This window comes from Paracoccus zhejiangensis (assembly GCF_002847445.1).
GTDB classification, from domain to species: Bacteria; Pseudomonadota; Alphaproteobacteria; order Rhodobacterales; family Rhodobacteraceae; genus Paracoccus; species Paracoccus zhejiangensis.
In genome coordinates this window covers 1,558,628-1,579,970 of sequence record NZ_CP025430.1, presented here as the reverse complement: position 1 = coordinate 1,579,970, position 21,343 = coordinate 1,558,628, and the positions used below count along the sequence as shown (strand labels likewise).

At 60.1% G+C, this 21,343-nt stretch carries 12 protein-coding genes and 2 pseudogenes; 7 read left to right on the top strand and 7 right to left on the bottom strand.

What is annotated here, in order from left to right; translation table 11 throughout:
- Nucleotides 1-2 precede the first annotated feature (2 nt).
- From CX676_RS07795 to CX676_RS07775, 5 genes are read left to right on the top strand one after another with little or no spacing between them, the layout of a single operon-like run.
- Nucleotides 3-1,358, top strand: coding sequence for a hypothetical protein (locus CX676_RS07795; RefSeq protein WP_157935875.1), 1,356 nt, complete (start codon nucleotides 3-5; stop codon nucleotides 1,356-1,358).
- 12 nt (nucleotides 1,359-1,370) lie between these two features.
- Nucleotides 1,371-4,136, top strand: a complete 2,766-nt coding sequence (locus CX676_RS07790) for a DNA methyltransferase (RefSeq protein WP_101752110.1) — start codon at nucleotides 1,371-1,373, stop codon at nucleotides 4,134-4,136.
- Complete coding sequence (locus CX676_RS07785; RefSeq protein WP_101752109.1) at nucleotides 4,133-6,946, top strand: DEAD/DEAH box helicase; 2,814 nt, start codon at nucleotides 4,133-4,135, stop codon at nucleotides 6,944-6,946. Before CX676_RS07790 ends, CX676_RS07785 begins: the two co-directional genes overlap by 4 nt.
- Entirely contained in the window at nucleotides 6,943-8,940 is a 1,998-nt protein-coding gene (gene pglZ, locus CX676_RS07780) for a BREX-3 system phosphatase PglZ (RefSeq protein WP_101752108.1), read from the top strand. The genes CX676_RS07785 and pglZ overlap by 4 nt, the downstream gene beginning before the upstream one ends.
- Nucleotides 8,937-9,653 carry a hypothetical protein gene (locus CX676_RS07775; RefSeq protein ID WP_101752107.1) on the top strand — a complete coding sequence of 239 codons (717 nt, stop codon included), beginning with the start codon at nucleotides 8,937-8,939 and terminating at the stop codon, nucleotides 9,651-9,653. The genes pglZ and CX676_RS07775 overlap by 4 nt, the downstream gene beginning before the upstream one ends.
- A 137-nt stretch (nucleotides 9,654-9,790) precedes the next feature.
- Here the strand turns inward: CX676_RS07775 and CX676_RS07770 are convergent, their stop codons facing one another.
- The 3 genes and pseudogenes from CX676_RS07770 to CX676_RS22935 form a co-directional block, all read right to left on the bottom strand.
- Nucleotides 9,791-10,867 carry a DUF2793 domain-containing protein gene (locus CX676_RS07770; RefSeq protein ID WP_101752106.1) on the bottom strand — a complete coding sequence of 359 codons (1,077 nt, stop codon included), beginning with the start codon at nucleotides 10,865-10,867 and terminating at the stop codon, nucleotides 9,791-9,793.
- A 10-nt stretch (nucleotides 10,868-10,877) separates the two neighbouring features.
- A pseudogene (locus CX676_RS07765) lies at nucleotides 10,878-12,701 on the bottom strand (phage tail protein); the annotation flags it as partial.
- Nucleotides 12,622-13,134, bottom strand: a pseudogene (locus tag CX676_RS22935) (DUF3883 domain-containing protein); the annotation flags it as partial. The pseudogenes CX676_RS07765 and CX676_RS22935, both read right to left, overlap by 80 nt.
- Nucleotides 13,135-13,824: 690 nt before the next feature.
- Here CX676_RS22935 and CX676_RS07755 point away from each other — a divergent pair.
- Nucleotides 13,825-14,370 (top strand): recombinase family protein, encoded by a 546-nt coding sequence (locus CX676_RS07755; protein ID WP_101752105.1) that lies wholly within the window; start codon nucleotides 13,825-13,827, stop codon nucleotides 14,368-14,370.
- A 225-nt stretch (nucleotides 14,371-14,595) separates the two neighbouring features.
- A complete protein-coding gene (locus tag CX676_RS07750; RefSeq protein WP_101752104.1) occupies nucleotides 14,596-15,342 on the top strand; it encodes a hypothetical protein in 747 nt (248 codons plus the stop codon).
- Between the two features lie 271 nt (nucleotides 15,343-15,613).
- Here CX676_RS07750 and CX676_RS07740 read toward each other — a convergent pair whose 3' ends face one another.
- From CX676_RS07740 to CX676_RS07725, 4 genes are all read right to left on the bottom strand, one after another.
- Nucleotides 15,614-16,021, bottom strand: coding sequence for a transposase (locus tag CX676_RS07740; RefSeq protein ID WP_101754208.1), 408 nt, complete (start codon nucleotides 16,019-16,021; stop codon nucleotides 15,614-15,616).
- Nucleotides 16,022-16,107: 86 nt separating this feature from the next.
- Nucleotides 16,108-17,313: an IS256 family transposase gene (locus CX676_RS07735; RefSeq protein ID WP_101752090.1), complete on the bottom strand. Its 1,206-nt coding sequence runs from the start codon at nucleotides 17,311-17,313 to the stop codon at nucleotides 16,108-16,110.
- A 548-nt stretch (nucleotides 17,314-17,861) separates the two neighbouring features.
- The gene (locus tag CX676_RS07730; protein WP_157935874.1) at nucleotides 17,862-20,858 is read right to left on the bottom strand and encodes a hypothetical protein; all 2,997 of its coding nucleotides are present in this window, start codon (nucleotides 20,856-20,858) and stop codon (nucleotides 17,862-17,864) included.
- A 105-nt stretch (nucleotides 20,859-20,963) separates the two neighbouring features.
- Entirely contained in the window at nucleotides 20,964-21,218 is a 255-nt protein-coding gene (locus CX676_RS07725) for a helix-turn-helix domain-containing protein (RefSeq protein WP_101752101.1), read from the bottom strand.
- Nucleotides 21,219-21,343: the final 125 nt, after the last annotated feature.

Here is a 21,343-nt window from a genome sequence, read left to right as displayed (position 1 = left end):
TCATGAGCGTCAGCGTTGGCCATTCCGACATCGATAGCCTTGTGCTGGCAGTCAGAGACCGAGAGGCGCGTCGCCTCATTGGTGAAGCCATCACGGCCTATCGCGGCGGAGCGCTGCGCTCGGCCATCATGTCGACCTGGATTGCGGTCGCCTACGACATTATTGCAAAGGCGCGCGAACTGGCCGGCCAAGGTGAAGCCGCGCCTCGAGCCTTGGTAACGGACCTCGATGCCGCCATCGCGGCGAAGGATAAGCGGAAGCTTCAGTCAATCGAAAGCGAGCTGCTCGATAAGGCCAACAGCGATCTGGAGCTTCTGGCGCCACATGAGTATTCGGCGCTCGCACGGCTACAGGAGGACCGGCACCTCTGCGCGCATCCTGCTTTTGTCGTTGAAGACGAGTTGTTTCAACCATCACCTGAACTCGTTCGGGCGCATATCGTTCATGCCCTACAGCACCTTCTTATTCACGCCCCACTGCAGGGTAAGAGTGCCATAGCTCGGTTCGACGCAGATCTTCTCGGCCCTGCGTTCCCTGCGACTGCCGAAGACATCGGTACGTTCCTCCGTGCCCGTTATCTCGACCGAGCGAAAGACGTGCTGGTCGTCAATCTCATTAAAGCGATCATCGCGGCGCCTTTCGGCGCGGAACGGCCGAAGTATGCTTCAAAAGTTAGAACGCTTGCCGTCGTCCTTCGGGAAATCGCCAAATCGAAAACAGCAATCTACGACGGCATTATGCCGGCCTTTGTCGCCGCGAAAGTTGGGCAGATACAAGACGATGTATTGCTTAGCATTTGTCCGTTTCTCGAAAGCGATGCTCGGCTTTGGGACTGGATGTTGGAGCCGGACCGGATGCGGATCCGGCGACTTCTGGAAACCGCCGACGTGGAATCCCTGAAGGCGCATGCGGCATTCGACGCGTTCGCCATTCCCCCACTGTCGGCGGTTCTACTTGAGCGGTTCAACGGTTTCGATCTGACAACGCAGATAAGTGTCGTTTCCGAGCATCCGCGGCGTGAACTCGTGCAGCCTGCTATTGATCTCTACTCCGGCGCAGGAAGCTTTCGCGGTGCAGAAATGCTTGGGCAGTCCGTGATTTTGCCAACTGCACCCTTCTTTGAGCAGGCCGATGTTGAGGCGCTCTTAGGTGCGGTCAGGGAAAACGATCAGATTTGGTATGCCGGCGGAACTCCTGACGTTCTCGAGCAAGTGTTCGACCTGACAAAAACAATACTCGGGCTAACGCGCGAATACTGGCAAGCATTCGTAGATGGACAGATTGCACGAATGGAAGGCGACGCTTCCGAATACTATGCGTATCCTGGCCTTCAACAAAAACTGGCCGAGAACCCTTAAGGCGATGACATCATGAACGACTTACTTCACACGAAGAACGCCGCCGGTTCGGTTGAATGCCTTGGCGTGACATTCCCGAGCGAGGACGCGCGGCGGGAGCATTTCCTCGGGTTGCTGGCCGAGAAGCTGAAGGATCCGGCGTTCCGGAACCAAGAGGGATTTCCGCAGGGATCGGATGAGGCGATCCTCGCGATGTCGGATCCGCCCTACTACACGGCGTGTCCAAACCCATGGCTGGCGGATTTCGTCGAGCATTATGGGAAGCCCTACGATCCGGGCCATGAGTATTCCCGCGAGCCGTTGGCGATTGATGTGTCAGTGGGAAAATCGGACCAAGTCTACCAGGCACATGCCTATCATACGAAGGTTCCTCATCTTGCCATTGTGCCGTCCATTCTTCACTTCACTGACCCGGGAGACACGGTACTTGATGGGTTTTCCGGCTCCGGAATGACAGCCATAGCTGCACAGTGGTGCGACGCCGCACCTCTGGCATATCGCCATCAAATCGAACTTGAGCGACACAAGGCAGGTCTTCCCGCACCAAGATGGGGCGCCAGGCGAGCAATAGTAGGCGACCTAGCCCCTGTTGCTACATTTATCTCCGCTAATCAGACGATTCCTTTTGATGTGCCTGGCTTTGAGGTGGAGTTTGAGAAACTTCTTGAAGCAACTAGCCAAAAAATTGGCTGGATGTACGAGACGCTTCACTCAGATGGAAAGACTAAAGGCAGAATTGAGTACACTATTTGGAGTGAAGTATTTACCTGTCCAGAATGCAGCGCAGAGATAAACTTTGTAGCTGAGGCGATGGATCAGGAAACGAAGAAGGTTAGAGATAGTTTCTCCTGTCCGTCTTGCAATGCTGAACTCACGAAGAAGAGGCTCGACAGGCTCTACACCAATCAGTTTGACGCTGCCATTGGCGAAAACGTAAAGACTCCGAAACGGGAGCCGGCCCTGATTAGGTATACCGTAGGGGGCGAAAAGTACGAAAAGAAGCCGGATAATTCTGATCTGAAGATTATTCAGAGAATTGCTGAGATTGATATCCCAAGCTCGGTGCCAAAATCTTTGATACCGCCAATGCATATGACGCATGAGCGAGCAAGGATGGACTATTCAGGCATCACTCATATTCATCATTTCTTCCTACCCAGAGCGGCACACGCACTAGGTACGATGTGGGATTTGGCAGATTCCAACGTCGACGAACGAATGAAACGGGTGCTGCTCTATGTCGTTGAGCAAGCAATTTGGACCATGTCCGTGCTAAACCGGTTCCAGCCCCAAGGCTTCAAGCAAGTCAACAAGTACTTGCCTGGTGTATACTATGTACCGTCGCATACCTGTGAGGTTTCACCCTGGTATGCTATTGGAGCACGTGGAAAACGTCTTGCGCGCACGTTTTCAAAGTTTGAGCCAGTTCCCGGTACTTCGATTATATCCACAGGCAGCGCCACGCAAATCGATATTCCTGATGATTCCGTCGACTACATATTCACTGACCCTCCCTTTGGCGAGAACATTTATTATGCCGACCTCAACTACTTGATCGAGGTTTGGCACGGTGTAACCACAGATGCGACTCCCGAGGCGATCATTGATCGATTCAAGAAAAAAGCTCTGCCGGACTATCAGCACCTTATGCAGAGGTGCTTCGCAGAGTACCATCGTGTGTTGAAGCCGGGTCGCTGGATGACGGTTGTATTTTCAAACAGCAAGGCTGCAGTGTGGAATGCAATCCAGGTTGCGCTGCAGCAGGCAGGCTTCGTTGTAGCGGAAGTGACGGCACTCGATAAAGTACTCGGAAGCTATCGCCAAGTTACGTCCACTACCGCTGTGAAACAGGATCTCGTCATCTCGGTCTATAAGCCGAATGGAGGTCTCGAGACACGCCTGGAAGAACGTGGAGCTGCGCCCGAGTCTGCCTGGGACTTTGTTGAGACACATCTCAGGCAACTACCTGTTTCGAAGGTGAACAGCGGGATCCTCGAGATCGTCGTCGAGCGCGATCCGCGGCGCATCTACGACCGGATGGTGGCGTGGTTCGTTCGCCACGACTTCCCTGTTCCGCTCTCGACAGAGGAATTCCTCGACGGGCTACGCAACCGCTACCCCGAGCGCGACGGGATGGTGTTCCTACCCGAGCAGGTTGCCGACTATGACCGAAAGCGCGCGCAAGCGGCCCAAGCTCCTCAGATCGAACTCTTCGTCTCGGACGAGCGTTCGGCCATCGACTGGCTGACGGACTTCCTGCGCAAGCGCCCGTCCACCTATCAGGACGTGCATCCCGAGTTCACGGTCCAGATGGGCGCCGGGTGGCGCAAGCATGAAGAAAAGCCCGAGCTTGCCACACTGCTCGAAGACAACTTCCTGCAGTATGACGGCAAAGGCGAAGTCCCGAACCAGATCCACAGCTACCTTTCGACGAACTTCAAGGATTTTCGCGGGCTGGAGAAAGACGATCCACGTCTGAAGGCGAAGGGCAAGGACCGCTGGTACGTCCCCGACCCGAGCAAGGCGAAGGACCTGGAGCAGAAGCGCGAACGGTCGCTGCTGAAGGAGTTCGAGAGCTACAAGTCCGCCCCCGGCCGCCGGCTCAAGGAGTTCAGGCTCGAGGTGCTGCGCGCCGGCTTCAAGACCGCCTGGGCAGCGAGGGACTACAAGACGATCATAGGCATTGCCCAGAAGATCCCGGAAGAGGCGTTGCAGGAGGATGAGAAGCTGCTGCTCTGGTACGACCAGGCGCTCACGCGCATGGAGGCCAATGCGTGACGCATGCGGACGGCGGACCTGGCATCGGCGCGTGGTGCTGGCATGAGAGACATGCCGCACCCTGCCGTGTAGTCGACTGCGAGGAGATCTGGGGCGAGACGACCTATCGCGTCTGGCTGCCGGACAAGGACGCCGTCGTTCGCGCCCGTACCGCCGACCTAGCCTCTCTTGATACCGTCCAGCCTACGGTCGAGCATATCCTGCACACCGCCGCGGCGGCGAAGCTGCTCGACGCGCTGGAGGAAAACCTTCTCCTCGCGCCTATCCAGTCGAGCGTCGTGCCGCTGCCCCACCAGCTCTATGCGCTCAACCGAGCCATGAGCCGCGACCGGATCCGATACCTGCTGGCCGACGAGGTGGGGCTCGGCAAGACGATCGAAGCCGGTCTAATACTGCGCGAGCTCAAGTTGCGCGGTATGGCGAAGCGGATCCTTGTGGTGGCGCCGAAGGGGCTGGTCCGGCAGTGGCAAGCCGAGATGCGGCTGCATTTCGGGGAACACTTGCAGTTCATCGAACCGGCCGAGCTTTCCGCCTTCCGGCAATGGCGCAACGACGAAGAGAACCTGTGGCGTCTGCATGATCAGGTGATCTGCTCGCTCGATTCCGTGAAGCCGCTCGAAGGCCGGCGCGGCTGGAGCCTCGAACAGCTCAGCACCTACAACCGCGAGCGCTTCGAGGATCTGATTTCGGCATCTTGGGATCTGGTGATAATCGACGAGGCCCACCGCATGGGTGGGAGCACAGACCAGGTCGCACGCTACAAGCTGGGCGCGGCGCTGGCGGAAGCCGCTCCCTACATCCTTCTCCTGTCGGCGACCCCGCATCAGGGCAAGACCGACCAGTTCCATAGGCTGATGCAGCTGATCGACCGAGAATCCTTTCCGGATGAGAGCAGCATAACGAGCGAGCGTGTGGCTCCGTTCGTGGTACGCACGGAAAAGCGCGTTGCGATCGATGCGGAGGGCAATCCCCTTTTCAAGCCGCGCATCACCCGGCTTCAGCCCGTCGCCTGGCAGGACCGGCACGCGGCGCAGCAGAAGCTCTACGAGGCAGTCACTGACTATGTGCGCCACGGCTACAACCAGGCCATGGCGGCGAAGCAGCGACACATCGGCTTTCTGATGATCCTGATGCAGCGGCTGGTGACCTCCAGCACGGCGGCCATTCGCACGACGCTCGAAAAGCGCCAGGCGCTGCTCGATCAGCCGCAGCTCCAACCATCCCTTTTCGAGACAGCCGACGTCGACGAATGGGCCGAGCTCGACGGCCAGACACAGGTGGACCTGGCCGTCCAGACTCGCGGCTGGGAGATGGAGAAGGCGGAGGTCGGCACCCTGCTTGAACTCGCCCGCTCCACCGAGGCGCAGGGCACGGATGCCAAGGCCGAAGCGATGTTGGAGCTGATCTACAAGCTTCAGCAGGAGGAGAACGATCCGGAGCTGAAGGTGCTGATCTTCACTGAATTCGTGCCGACGCAGACAATGCTCGCGGATTTCCTTGAAAGTCGCGGCTTCTCGGTCGCCACGCTCAACGGCAGCATGGATCTCGATGCGCGCACCCGGGCCCAGCAGGCGTTCTCGCGCGATGTGCGCGTTCTTGTCTCCACCGATGCTGGCGGCGAAGGCCTTAACCTGCAATTTTGTCATGTCGTCATCAATTTCGACATGCCGTGGAATCCGATGCGGGTCGAGCAACGCATCGGCCGCGTCGACCGTATTGGCCAGCCACATGTGGTTCGCGCGATCAACTTCGTTCTGGAGGATACGGTCGAGCACCGTGTCCGCGAGGTTCTCGTGACCAAGCTCGCGGTCATCGCGGAGGAGTTCGGCGTCGACAAGGCCGCCGACATCATGGACTCGGTCGAAGCCGAACCGCTGTTCGATGAACTTTTCGTCCAGAGCCTGCAGAACCCTGACGCCATCGAAACCGAGTGCGACGCCGTCGTATCGGAGCTTCGCTCAATCATCACGGAGAGCCGCAAGAGCGAGGAGCTCCTTCCCGCTGCTCATGAGCTTGATGCCGATGAAGCGCGCAAATGGCGCGATCACCCAGCGCAGTTCTGGTTGGAGCGGGCGATCACGACCGGGCTACCCGCGCGGGGAGGCGAAGCAAGCAAAGACGGAGAGGCATGGCGCGTGCGCTGGGCGGATGGCAGCGAGTCTGCCAAGGTTTGCTTCGATGCCCGCACTGCCGAGGAACACCCGGATGTCGAATGGGTAACCTTGGAGGATCCTCGAGCCCGGGCCGTGATCGGCGAGCTGCCGCGTTGCGTACCCGAGTTGCCGGTTCCTATCGTGCGGATCTCCGGACTGCCGGACACCGTTAGCGGGGTTTGGTCGCTGTGGGAAATCAGCCTGTCGGCCGACGACTACAGCCGGCGTCGTTTCCTGACCGTGTTCATAAACGAGGCAGGGCGCACCTTCCTGCCTACGGCAAAGCGGATCTGGGACCTCCTTCTCACGGAGCAAATCGAACTGACCGGGACGTCGGTCATGGAAAATGCCGATGGCTGGTTCGATCGGTCCAAGACCGCCGCTCTGGCTCAGGGTGAGGGTGCTTTCGCCGAGCTGGTGGGCGAACATAGAACCCGCATTCAGGAGGAGCGCGAGCGCGCCCAATACGCCTACGACGCCCGACACAAGGCCATTGGCCGCATCGGCCTGCAGAATGTGCGGGACTATCGCCGCAAGCGCCTGAAAGCGGACCATGAAACCCGCATGGCCCAACTCGACGCGGCCGGGGCCTATGCTCCCGATCTCAATGCGATCCTGATGCTGCGCGTCGGCGAAGAGAAGGCAGACGCGTCATGAGCGCTTGGGTCGACCGCATCCTGCGGGAGTTTCCCGCCGACCTGGCCCGCTTCTGGATTGCCTGCGATCCAGACAATCTCCTATTGGACGAGCGCATCCTTCACAGCCTTCGGGAACGCGGCTTCGAAGTGTTGCCATTCGAAGATTCCATCGCGTTCCGAACGGAATACGAAGAACGCTACCGCACGGCTTGGGACCGAGGCGAGGATGGATCCGCGAAAGCACTGGTCTTACAGTTGCGCGGAACTGACATGAACGCGATCCCGTGGGACTATGTCCGCGAGGGCCGAAAGGTCAGCCTGAGCCTGGCGGACCTTTTCCCCAAGCTGAGCTACGGTGTTATCCGGCACATCGCCTCGGAACATCACGAGGCTCTTTTCGAGGCGCACAACAGACATGCGACGCAGCTATTGGGTGAAGGGGCGACAAAGGAGTTCATCCTCACACACATCTTCCGGATCAGCCCACACTTGATCAGCCGGGCGGAGGAATTCTGGCGCGAGCTTCTGCGCCTGCATTACCGTGGAACAAGCTTGCCTCCGTTGCTCGCCGATCATGTCAACAGTATTTTGGCTGAATTCCCGGATCTCAAAGACCTGCCGGTCGCCGATTTGCTCTCGTCGAGGAGCCTTACTGTGCGGGTGCTGCAGGATTCCTGGGATCAGTTTCTGGCCCAGAACGGCGTCCGCAGCCAGCGGTCTACCGACAACGATCGAGACGATGCCCGCGCGTTTTCCATCCCGTTCGATCATCCAGAGGTTCGGGTCGTTGTCGACAACATGTTCTTTGAGGGCACGCTGCAGCCGGTCGACATCGAGGGGGACCCGTCGAACCTTCCCGAGTGGGCGAAAGTTGGGCTGAAAAGCGATGCGAATTCTCTGAGAGATCTGGTCGCCCAGGGGGTAATAAGGGTCGGCCAAGAGCTGCCCGGGCCGGACTCGTCACACCGGGATTGGAGTGATTTTGCCCGTCGTCTGGGCGAGATCATTTTTCGTTTTCATAGCCTGAGCGCACAGCAAGCGCACGACGTCCACGAGAAAGTCCACGCCCTCCAGCGTGATGCGGATGCTCGCCTGACGGATTGGGCTTCAAAGCACTTTGCCGATCTACCGTCGCTGCCGGCGGCGAAGGGGCCGGTCATGGTCCACCACGTGCCGCGATACTTAGCGATGCGCCGCAGTGCAGGCGAGGAACGCATCGCTCTGCTCGTGTTCGACGGCCTCGCGATGGATCAATGGTTTCAGATCCGCGAGCACCTTGCGGCGCGTGCTCCGAATCTGATTGTGGATGAAAATGCGTGCTTCGCGTGGCTCCCCACTCTCACCTCGGTTTCACGCCAGGCTCTGTTCTCCGGACTCAAGCCACGTGAGTTCTCCGATTCTATCGAAACAACCAGCAAGGAGCCGTCTCTGTGGACACGGTTCTGGCAGGAAAACGGTTTACGCAAGCCGGAAATCTTCTATCGGAAGAGCCTCAAGCGATCTGGGCAGCTGGATGATCTGGCGGATGCGCTCTCGCAACCGTCCATCAAGGTCGCTGGCATCGTCGTGGACATGATTGATGAGATCGTACATGGGGCAAGGCTGGGCAAACGCGGGATTAGTAGTCAGATCGCCGAGTGGTGCGCCACAGGCTTCCTCGAGCGGCTGTTCTTCCTTCTCGCCGAACATGGATACAGTGTTTATGTCACCGCAGATCATGGGAATGTCGAAGCGAGTGGTATTGGCCGCCTTAACCAAGGAGTTATTCCTGGGCTGCGGGGCGAACGAGTTCGTGCCTACCGCAGCGCCGCCCTTGCCGCGTCGATCCCGGACGACATCGACGCCTTCCGCCTCGATCTCGCTGGACTACCGCCCGACTTCTTGCCGCTATACGCCGGAACTCGAGGGGCATTCGTATCGCAGGGAGACCAAGTCGTCGCTCACGGCGGGATATCCGTCGAAGAGCTGATTGTTCCCTTTGTCAAAGTTTCGGTTGAGAATGAAAAACAATGAATTCCATAAAACCGCAAATCGGATTTGACCGCTTTATACAGTTGGACTGGGCTGCAGCTGCGCTACGCGTGAGAGCGGGTGTGTCCAATCTCGATGAGCTGACAGAACTCATCGACGCAACACACTCAGGGCCTGCAGCCAAGAAAAAGACCCGAACGGTTCTGAACCGCCTCTGGTTGGCGCCACGTGCCGATCTGGCAGATTTCGCCGAGCGCGGGGTGGAAATATATCGCGAAGCACCGGACACGCCAATTTCAGCGCTAACATGGGGGATGGCCCTGGCAACCTACCCGTTCTTCGGCAAGGTGGCTGAAATTGTCGGACGTCTCACCTCGTTACAAGGTGACTGCACTTCTGCGGAGGTCCATCGGCGAATGGCTGAGATATTCGGTGAGCGCGAAGGCACTCGCCGGATGACCAACATGGTGTTGCAGTCCCAAGCGAGTTGGGGGGGCATCGAGAGGCTCGACAAGGGCAAGCGCATTGTCCGGGCTCCTGCAATCGAACTGGACGCATCTCCCGCCGCAGCATGGCTGGCAGAGGCGTGTGTGCGATATGCGGGCCGCTCCCTTTTGGTGGCCGGCATTGGCTCCAACCCCATCATCTACCCATTCTCGCTCACAGGCTCGAGTTCGTATCTCTTGTCCAATTGTCGCTCCCTCGAAATGCTGGTCGACAGCGCGGGCAATCAAGTTGTCGGACTAGCAACTTGACCGATCCCCCCTAGCCAAGCTCATTACGAAAGCTCCGCCCCAACATGCGCGCGCCCGATCCCGCGTCATCGCTTGGGCGCTCAGCGTTTCCGCGCTCGCAGGTTCCACGGACCGTTGGGTGACACGGTGATGCTCCCTCATCCGATCTTCGCGCCCCAGAAGGACGTTTGGTCGGCAGCGAAATAGCCGTCCGCGGCGCGGAAGTTGCCTTGCAGCTCGACAGTATCGCCCGCAGTCAGCGGCACCATCGTCTGCAGCCAGAGCGCCGTGGCCTCGGAGACATGCGCCCCGCTGATCTCGCCGAACGAGCCGCGGATCTCGGTCGTGCCGTTCAGCGCGAGCCGACCGCTCATCCGCGCCGACGTGCTCGCGTTCACCTTGTAGAGCAGCGTCGCGCCGAAGAGGTAGGTGCCGTCCACCGGCGCCACGAAGCGGTTATTCGCGGCGTCGAAGCCGCCCTGGTCGTTGTAGTCGGTGTTGTTGAGGCCGATCTTCGTCCAGGTCCCGATGCCGACGTAATTGTCGTAGTTCGTGTAGGCCTTGAAGCGCGGAAGCCGGGGCTGGTCGACAATGCCGGTTGCGTTGTCGACGCTGAGCCCGTCGAAGAAGGTGCTGCCATCGGCCGAGACCGCCAGCCGGAAGCGGTCGGAGCCGAAGAGGCCGACCAGCGCCTTGGTGACAAAGTTGGTCTGCAGCGTCAGCCCGAGATCGTCGCCCGCCGCCTCCTTGTTCATCGTGTAGAACAGATCGCCGGTGCCGCCCTCGGCCACGGTCCTGGCGGTCCAGAGCGCGGCGTTCAGCTTGGCCGAGAACGGGTTCGAGGCGTCCGCGGTGGTGCCCAGCCCGAGCAGCGCCATGTTCTGCAGCACCGCGGGCGTGGTGCCGACCCAGCCCGCGCCGTCGTAGACCAGCAGCAGGCCCTCGTCCTCGACCCACGCCCGCCAGCCAGTGCGCGGCGGCAGGCGCAGCCACGCGCCGTCCGTCCAGAGCGCGACGTTCAGGTCCCAGCCCGCCCAGTCGCCACTCGCGCCTGAGGCGACGATGTAGCGGTCGCCGTCGACGGGGCTCGCAGGGGGTGCTGCCAGGTCCCGATCGATAACAGAGAGCTGGACGAGCCCGTCGAGGATCAGCAGCGCCTCGTTGTGGGTGACATGCTTCTGGGCCTGCGCCGCAAGGATGTAGGGCAGCAGGAGATGGGTCGTGGTGTCGGACATGGGATGGCCTTCAGAGTATCAGCGTGACGGTCTTGGGCGCGCCCCGCCCGACGAGGGCGGAGAGCTGGAAGATGCGGACGGTGAGGTTGTCGCCAGGGGCGAGCGGCGCGCCCCAATCGGCGGTCTGGCCTGCGGCGGAGTAGACCGCGCTGGACGTGGTCGTGCTCAGCACCCGCTTCACGGCGGCACCGTCGAGGATCTCGACCTCGTAGGCTTCGATTTCGTCGCCGAGCGGCACTTCGAGCCCGCCCCAGCTGTCGGCCGCGAGGGCTCGGGACCGGCGTATCCAGCGGATCGTGAGATCGCCGGCGGTGCGCGGCTTGCGCCACGGCTGCTCGACATGCGCGACCGAGAAGGGCCGCAGCCCAACACCCTCGGGCGTGAAGGCGTGCGCGACATAGGTCTCGTCGCTGACCGGACGGCTGGCCGGGCCGATGCGCCAGTTCCACGGGATGCCGAGGTCGGCCTCGGTGATCGGCAGGGACGCCAGCGCAGTGTCCAGCACCACGACCCGGGCGCCGGCGGGCGCCGGGTTGCGCATGGCACCCTCGGTCCCGCGCTGACCCCGCAGCAAGCGGGTCAGCCGATACCGGCCAAGCGCCAGCAACTCCGCCGCGCCCGCCTGGACGATCTCCCAGACGCCGGGCGCGCTCTCGATGGCGACTGCATTGGCGCCGCCGAACAGCGTGAGGTCGGTGACGCTTTCCAGCGTGCCGGTCAGAAGATCGACCACCAGCGCATTGCCGAGATCGAAGCGCGAGGTGGGGCCCGCGAAGAAGTCGGAGACCAGAGCCCCGATCCGGGCGCGGCTGCCGAACGTGGTCAGCAGCTCGAACCCGTCCGTCGAGGGGCTGCGGAACACCGCCATCTCGCCCGGCCAGGGAACGGCGTGCGCGGCGACCAGCGGCCGATGCGGGGGCTGGTCCTCGGTCAGCTGCGGCAGGTCCAGCAGCACCGCGTCCGGCGCGCCGAACACGACAGCGCGCGTCAGTGAGGCTGCGCGGGGATCGCCAGGCGGCAGGTCGTAGGTCGCGCGGTCCGAGCGCACCGCCTCGATGCCGCGCGCCTCGGCATCGGCGATGGAGACGAGCCGCAGATCGACGAGCCGTCCGTCATGGGCGAGCCGGATCGCGTCAGCCGGGTCCAACGCCAGCCGCGAGGGCGGCAGACGGAATGCCGCGGTCTCGCGCCCCACCCATGCCTCCATCAGCGCGCGGCGGCAGCGCCGCTCGGCCTCCTCGGGCGGGACCGCCATCGGGAAGGACTCCGAGGTGACGCGCGTCGAGTCCACGGTGATGCGCCGCGCTTCGACGAGGGACGCGTCGTAATCCTCGTCCGCCCGCGCGACCTGCCATTTCAGCGCCTGCGGCAGTTCGGTCTCCTGGCCGCGCGTCAGCTCCAGCACGTCGCCCTCGCGGGCGGCCACCAGATCGTCGGGCGCGAGGGTCGCGACGGACGCCCGGCCGCGCATGACGAAGCGGATCACCCCTTCGGTCTCGATGGCGTCGAAGCCGAAATGCCGCGACAGTGTGGTGATCGAGGCGCGCGGGCTTTCCAGCGCGGTGATGGCGTAACCCTCGACCGCACCCCAGAGGCCGGAGACGTCGACCCGGGACTCGGGCAGCCCGGCGCGCAGGCAGAGGTGCCGGACCAGTGCGGCCAGCGACACCGCGCCGAGACGCCCGGTCAGCCAATGCCCAAGCCGCCAGTTCGCGCCGTCCGTCCAGACGTCGGTCAGCGCCGGAAAGAACGGATAGCACCGACCGCTCGTAGGCCAGCACACGTTCCTCTCCCGCGCGACCGAGGACACGGTTACGCTCGTCGCGGCCGGCCACGTCGGACTTCCTGGCGATCCGCAACATCAGGTCCAACTCCTGCGGTGGCGGCTGGTTCGACAGCGTCGGCGGCGGCCCGATCCAGATCTGCGCCGCATCGTGAAGGCCGGTCGGTGGTTGGTTGCCGGGGACCCGCAGGACCCACTCCGGATGCGAGTTCATCCATCGCAGAACGGCATCCTCAAGCGAGCTCTGGAAGTTGAAGGCGGGTGCGAGGCCAGTCAGCCACGTCTCGCCCAACGCCTTCAGCACGGCGCTGATGTTCTGGTGCTTGTACTCGATTGCCTTCACGGAGCGATTGATCCGATCTGCAAGCTGTCGATATGATGCTGCCTTGTTCAGGGGTTTCGCCGCGAGATCATCGACCAGCATCGCGAAGTAATCCGCGACGATCAGGTCGTTCTCTTCATCCGTCCAAGGCCCGTTCGACATTCCGCCAGGCTATGGGCGTGAAGTCCTTTTGTCATCACGGCTTTCCAGCTTGACCCCGGCAAATCACCGTCATCGCTACGCGCCATTCGGCCAGCGCACCCAGCAGCTGCGCCTCTCGCGTGTTGCGGCTCTGTTCCTCTCGAAGGGGATCAACACAAGGACCGAAGTTTTGGCGGGGTGGAAACTCAGGCCATTGGAAATGCGTGGAAAAATTCGACCGAACCGAATTCAACGAGGTTCGCCCGAACAGAGACGAAAGGCCGTTCAGAGCCCGGATCGGGCCTGAGGCGCAGTCTCACAGGTTCGCATGGGGGAGGCAAAGCCCTTTGAAAACGCGACTATTTCAGCGCCGCGATGGGCGCCTGTCCGTGTTCGCAACAGGGATGATGGCGGAGCATGCGGGATTCGAACGCTCAGTTCGGTCGACTATGTTTATGCCCACGTGTCGAAAAAAAAATGATCGTTGGCATCCAACCCCCGCAACCAACGCTCCCACTGACCACTAACACCCGCCCCGACAAGTGCGGGGCTTTTGTCGTTTTCCAAAGCGTCCTTGCCTGGTTCGAGTGTCCTACATGAGTATACCCTATAAGCGCTCCATGATCGGACAGTTTTTGTGTCCGAATAGGATTGAATTTTTATTCATCGGACGTCATTAGGGATGGGTCTAGATCCTAAAAGGACAGATCCATGAAGATCTACGGTTACGCCCGCGTGTCGACTGCTGACCAAGACCTGACCATTCAGCGCGAGGCACTGAAGGCCGCAGGGTGCGACACCATCCGTGAGGAGAAGGTCAGCGGCGCGAAGCTGCAGGGGCGTGATGAATTGCGTACCCTGCACCAGTTCATGCGGGAAGGGGACACGCTGGTCGTGACACGGCTGGATCGACTGGCCAGGTCGATGGATGACCTCTCGAGTATCGCTCGGCAGCTTGAGGTCAAGGGCGTGGCATTGAAGGCCACCGAGCAGCCCGTGGATACCAGCACTGCGGCAGGCAAGGCGTTTTTCCAGATGCTGGGGGTCTTCGCTGAGTTCGAGACCAACCTGCGCCGTGAACGTCAGATGGAAGGCATTGCCAAGGCGAAGGCCGAGGGCGTCTACAAGGGGCGCAAGGCGTCGATCGATCCGGCGCAGGTGAAACAATTGAAGGAGGTCGACGGTCTCAGCCCAACTGAGATCGCCAAGCGGTTGGGAGTTGCTCGGTCTTCGGTCTACCGATTGCTGGCATGCTGATTGGATCCCACTCCGCCACTATGGGGTCAAATACGACAAGGCAGTCACCAAGCAGGTTAAAGATCGAGCCGTATTGCGGAGGTCCGTAGACGGTTTGGTGAAACAAGAAGTTTCAATTTGCAGAGCGTGTCGTACCAAGACCGGCGCCAACACAAAGTTGGGTTCTTTTTTGATTTCTGTCGACTGTTCTAGGATGAATTTGCGGCACACATTTGGGGTATCTTCTTGACGCTGAACTTTCTGAATCTTACCGAAACTGAACGCGACAAGCCCATCTACCGGATCATGAAGGAGGAGCATGTAATCCGGTTATTTACGGAACGGCGGAATGTTTTGAGCCAGATACATAACTGGAAGGACAAGTTTGAAAATTTCCAAATGGCCCTAGGCGGCGTTCTGGACGGCGAGCGCTTTAACTACGGTTTCAAAAACGATTTCGTCGGTCAGTGCTGGACCAGGCACGCCCGGTCCGAGGCCATGTGGGGTATCTACGCCAATGATGCGTCTCAGCGCTTCCTGCGCATCAAATCTACTCCGCGAAAATTGCTCACCGCTCTGGTCAACGCGCATCCCGAGATGCCGCAAGATACCTGCTTCCTAGGCAAAGTTCTGTACAAGACCGAGAAGGAGCTGAAGGGCATTATCTGCGCCGGTGGGCAGTTGTCTATCTCAGCGGAAGATCTTGCACGCCCTCTGCTGCTGAAGCGCAATGCGTTCAAGCATGAGAATGAAGTGCGGCTTCTGTTTTTCGGTAAGGCAGAGGAGTATCACGACAAAGGGCTGTACCGGTACGATGTGGACCCTCACAACATGGTCACGCAAATTATGGCCGATCCGAACAGGGACCGTGCAGAATGGACGAAAGACAAAGCTCGTCTCAAAAGGGAGACGGGCTTTGCTGGAGAGATCAAGCGTTCGAAGATGTATGACCCGCCGGATTGGGCGCCACCAGTTTACAGCACCGTGGGCTAGCTCGCGGCTATCTGTCGGATGAAGTTAGTGTCCGAACTGTTTCTCTAATCGCCTCAGTCAAGGCTGACCTTTCTTGCCGGGTCTGGAACCGCATCCCCGATGGGGTGCGGGGCCAGATCATCGAGCTGGCCCTGGATGAGCATGAGCTGTCGCCGCGGGAGTTGGCCAGCTTCACCGACGAGAGTGTCAGGTCTTTTATGTATAGGTGATCCGTTTCATGCTTCCGTAACCCCGACAGCAAGCCAGATCCTAGTGTTGCTCGGCACTGGGATTATTGCAACAGGCCCTGAACCAGCCCCAGAACCGCCGGCAGGCTCGTCGGACCCTCAATCAGGATCCGCCGCCCGTCGGACAGCGAGATGTCGACCCGTTGAGCAAGGATCCTGCCCTCTGAAGATCGAGGCGTCTCGACAGCGTCATCCGTCGAATGCGGTCCTGCGGGCGATACGGAGATTTCGACCGGCAGAAACACGTCACCATCGGCGGCAATACTCGGCGCTTTGTCATCAGCCGGTGCAAACCGCGGATCTCTCAGCCAGGTGAAGAGCAGGTTCGAGTTCATCGAATAGCGCCGCGCAACTTGCGCGACAGAAACACCCGGCGCGCGTGTTTGCAGGCAGATCGATCGCTTCTCCTCAGCCGACCAGAACCGGTTCCAGTGCCCCTTCGTGCCCGCCATAGCGTGCCTCAAGATGTCCATTCCCGAGCATGAACAGGTCACGTCCGTCAAGGTGGTGTAATTTCTCGGATGGCCTGAGGGCATGATTAGGCGGCTTTCGTTGTGATGCTAAGAATGGGATCGATCTCCTCCTTGTCGATCTGGGCGAAGGCCTCGACCATCATGTAGCGGCTTGCAGTCTGCCACTCGTCGTTTTGTTCGAAGAGGACGGCACCGATCAGGCGCATGATGGAGGCCTCGTTGGGGAAGATCCCGACGACGTCGGCGCGGCGTTTCACTTCCTTGTTCAGACGCTCGATCGGGTTGGTCGAGTGCAGTTTGGTGCGGTGCTGGCGAGGGAAGGACATGTAGGCCAGCACATCGTGCTCGCTTTCGTCCATGAGGTCGGCCAGCTTTGGCCATCTCGGGCGCAACTGCTCGGCCACCTTGCGCCAGGTTTCGCCGGCATGGGCACGGTCGGGCTGGTCGAAGGCCTGCCGGATCGCGGCTGCGATGACGGTGTGCTGGCCGCGCGAAACATGAGCGAGGGCATTGCGCATCCAGTGAACGCGGCACCGCTGCCACGTCGCTTCGAACACCCGGGCGATGGCGGCCTTGAGACCGGTGTGGGCGTCGCTGATGACCAAGCGGACCCCACCGAGGCCGCGCGCCTTCAGCGAGCGCAGGAACTCTGTCCAGAAGGTTTCGGCCTCAGAAGGACCGATGCCCAGACCGATGATTTCCCTGCGCCCCTCGGTGTTCGCGGCCACGGCGATTATCGCCGCCACCGGCACGATACGGCCGCCCTGCCGGACCTTCAGATAGGTGGCATCCAGCCAGAGATAGGGCCAATCGCCGGTCAGCGGCCGGTTCAGGAACTCGCCGACCCTTTCGTCGATGTCCTTGCACAGCTTGGACACGGTGCTCTTGGAGATGCCCGACAGCCCCATGGCCTGCACCAACTCGTCGACGCGACGGGTCGAGACGCCACCGATCCAGGCTTCCTGGATCACCGCGACCAGCGCCTGTTCCGAGGTCTTCCGGGCTTCGAGGAAGCCGGGGAAATAGCTGCCCTTCCGGAGCTTCGGCACCCGCAGGTTCAGCGTGCCCAAACGGGTATCGAGAGCGCGCTCTCGATACCCGTTGCGCCAGGTCGTGCGTTCGCCGCTGCGTTCATGCCGGCCGGCGCCGATCAGGCCGTCGACATCACTCTCCATGATCAGCTGAAGAACGGCCTCGGCAATGCCGCGCAGGAAATCGCCCTGATCATGCTTGGCCAGAAGCTCGGACAGGTCCATGTTGGTCTTGGTCATCGGGGTCTCCGTAAGGTTCGTGGTTGAAGCGTCGAAACTCCACCTCGACCATACACCTCGATGGCCACCCGGGATTACACCGATGAAGGCGTAGAAATTACACCACGTCCGCGGACGCTAACCATGAACATTATCAGCCCAGGACCAGCATCGTCAGGGCAGACACGCCACACGGATACACCTAAATATAAGAAAGTACGCTATCTAAGAACGACATAAGGCCCCGCCGCTTGCGCGACGGGGTGAGGTTTTATTATACCTCATTCTGAGATGCTGGCATCATCAAACGCCGAATTGCTCTTCGGCTCTTGGCAGGTTGCATCATTGGAGTAGATCAACTGGTCTATGATCCCTTGCTTGATTCCGTGGTCGAATGGACGAGTGCGCCAAGATGCGCCAAGATGCGCCAAGTGCGCCAGGCTTTCCTCAGCATGCCAACCACATATACCTGCCGCTATTCGCTCATTACGAATGATAGAGATGCGCCGAAGAGATTTGCTGAGGGGGTAAACGTCGGCGCACTTGGCGCATCTTGGCGCACTTTCACCTCAATCCCCCTCGTTTGTGCTTCCAGTTTGGTTTTTGGGGAGCAGTTCGTTAGCTTGTGACACCCTGTCTCCAAGACTGAGAACCTTTCCCACGGCGCCGGCTGATGACCCGAGGCGCTTGATCCGGAAGACCGGACGAATCTTGCGGTCAGTTCTAGCTCCCAGGTTTTGCCGCACTGTCTCGACACGGTAGCTCCCGAGGTCGCCCTCATAAGTGACCCCCGCACTGCGCCTCAACAGGAATGCCAGTGCTTTCGCCGTCGGTACCTCATTCTCTCTCAGTGCCGCGACAAGGAGGTGTGCCAAGCTCGTGTCATTTAGGTGATCGATCGCTTCTGCCGCTGTGAACCACCCGCCATTGATGGAAAAAACGCCATTCTGTTCTCCTACGCGGACGGATGACAGAGCTTGGACCAACGGATATCCCTCCCGTAGTTGAACACCCTTTCCGTCCTCCTCCGATGCCTCCAACCACGGTTCAAAGAATCCGTCAGCCGGCAAGACGGACAGGATCGGCTGTGCTACAGCGGCGGACCATTCCGGGAACCCCCCTATATTACCCCGTGGCACTACCATCGGGTTCTGCAGGATCTTGACCAGGGCACCCAGGATTCGACTACGGTTATCGAGGGTCCAGCGGATGAAATGCGGATGCTTAAACTCCCGTCTGGCTGCAATCTCCCCCTGCAAATCGAGTCGGATGTTGATCGTCCGGCGAGCCATATCGCCGTCGACAACGACATTATTCCCCGTCGCAACTGTCACGATACCGGCCGGCCCTTTGAACATTTTGCTCTGTCCCAGCACTCGTCCAGACCAGACCACGTCAGTGATCAGCTTGGTCAGTGCAACATCACCCCGCCCAAGGAAGCTCCCAGACTTCAGGTTGTCGAGAAACAGCGCTGGGTGCCCTTCCATGATCGCAGCAGTGATTCTTTTCTCGCGCTCTTCCTCCTTGTCCGGATAATGCGTCGACGGTGGTAGTTCTCCAGTCACGGCAGCGATCAACCCCATAGCAAGCAGGCTTTTCCCTGTGCCTGCGCTGGGGGCCGTGATCAGGAAAAGTGGCGGCCCCATCGCATTGGACAAGGTCGTTTTGGCCATCAGGATGGATATCGGCACCATCAATGCTCCGGAGAGATCTTCCTGCGCTGCGAAGGGGAAATCTGCAAGCCACGCGTCACGGAGGAACTTCAACGCGTCTTCGACGCTGTCGAAATTCTCAAGGTTCAGCCTCGCTGTTTGCAACATCAAGCAAGTATCGGCATGGTAGGTGTTATCCCCGACCAAAAGCTCGCCTGCATGCCAGACGGGATAAGATGCGAAGCCGCGCAAGGGCGGCAGTCTCTCCCCCCATCCCTTGGCCATCAGGCTTGGATATGGAGCGCACAGGTGGCAGGAAAGCACTTCGTTGTTGCGCTTTGTTCTGACGAACCTCGCAACATCTGCGGCAACTAGATGTGCGCCGGCGGCGCTCAGCGGCTCGGCTTGGAGGAGGTGGGTCGGTGCGGTAACCAGCACCCCACCCTTGTCCCGCATCGGTAGTCCGCCTTCGCCAAGGACCGGTACCCGAGCATAGGCTGATTGCATGCGTCGTAGGACGGAGGGGATCCCACCGAACGCAAAGGCGAGATGGGCTTCCCCGACGAGACGTTCGAGCTGCTGCACGTTTTCAAGCACCATGTCCGGGTCAGTCAGATCAACGGTAACGCGGCGATCCGATGCATCCGGCAATTCTTGAGGCCCGAGCCGGTAGCGGGTTTCTGCGCCATGCGCATGGGAATAAATGATGCCCCCCTCGGCGAAGATCGTCGCCGAACGCGCCCAATCTCGATAATCTGGCTCGATCGGGTCACAGCATGGCATCTGCTTGTAGCGCTGGGGATCGTTGAGGATCTCGGCAACGCTCACCACCTCGTTCTCGCTCAGATGGATCAAATGCTGAGGAGAAAGGTCTTTGACCTCTCCTTTAGCCACCCTGATCAATTCGTCGCGCCGCTTTTGTGCCTTCCTCATTTTGACCTGCACGCGACGCTCGCCCAACTCTGGGTGTGCGCGCCGGATCTCGTTTTCGAGCCTGACGTCCACCCATGCCCCTCGGACGGCTTGGCCCTCGGCCTCACGCGCTGCCTTAGCCTCTCGGACCAGTTGCCGGTAATGTGCCTCATCGGCCTCGCTCAAATCCGGCAGGGCCCTCCGGCTATCGAACAGGGGAGCACCGTCGTGGTTCAGCAAAACGGGTTCTCCACGTTTTTGCTCGAGATCCTTTGAGCATTTCGCACCTGCGGCAAAGTCCAGCCTCTCCGGCTGCCACACAGCAGTGTCGAAGAGTCCGCGTTCGAGAAGTTGCCCCGATCCGCTTATCCGTATTTCGCCATACCCGGCCAACCACAGGCGCTTGTGCAACACCATCATCGCCCGCGAAGTATCAGATGCCTCCTCAAACATGATATGCCCATGCAAGCCCCGGAGACCGGTCAGGTCCTCACCGGTGGCGGTGATATGGATATGGGACGACGATGACGGCAACCACAGCGATTGCGTTCTCCCAAGTTCTGGGCAGACTTCGGCTAGGATAGCAACCAGATCTTCGGGTCGTTTGCCCTGCTTGCCCTTGTCCGGGTCGTGATCCAAAAGCGCGATCCCCGGACCGTCCGGGCAGGTAAAATCTTCGCGCGATCGAGCGATCGCCGGCGTCTTGTCACCCCGCCATTTGTGGGATGCCAGCTTTCCCTTGGAGAGGACAAGCAGCCCGGCCTCAGGCACCGATGCTTTAGGTATTCCGTAGGTCAGTACACTTTGCCCGGGCTCCAATTCCTTCAGCAACTCGGCAAAGTCACTGAGGGATGCAACGGTCTCTAGAAAGGCGGTGCCCTTTGCGAGCCAAAGCTTTCCCCCTTTCCCCAGCTTACGATCATCGACAAGCCACACCCGCTTGCCAATGCTATTCGGGGCGATAGTGTCGATGCGGGTCAATCGTGCGGGTTTATGTGCCATGATGCCATCCGTGGTGGAGTCTGGTTGCACTGTGTCGGTGAAACTCAGGGGACTATTGCCGGCTCGGTTGAGGTTCGCGCCGCCCTCGTGGACGGCGGACTCGTCTCAGGCGAGGATTCCCCTCGGCTTGATGCGGTTGCGCTCTTTCATCGCGTTGATGCTGGCGCGGGTGATCTTGACTCTCGCTCCGACCTTGTAGGCGACTACATCACCGGCATTGATCAGCGACCACGCGTAGGATGGGCAGCAGCGCACCTCGGCGCAGAACTCCTTGATAGTGGCGTCGGCATCGGCGACCGCCTCGCTCCGGGGTGGGATGCGTCGGGTCAGATTTGGACCTGATTTTGCGGGGATTGGCATGGTGGATCACCTTCGCTGAATGTCGGGTGATCCCTTCTCTACGCACGATTTTTCAGCTGAAGAACAGCTATTTTGTGCAACACCGAGGGCGTTTCACAAAATAGCTGTGCAGTACCGATGGCGTT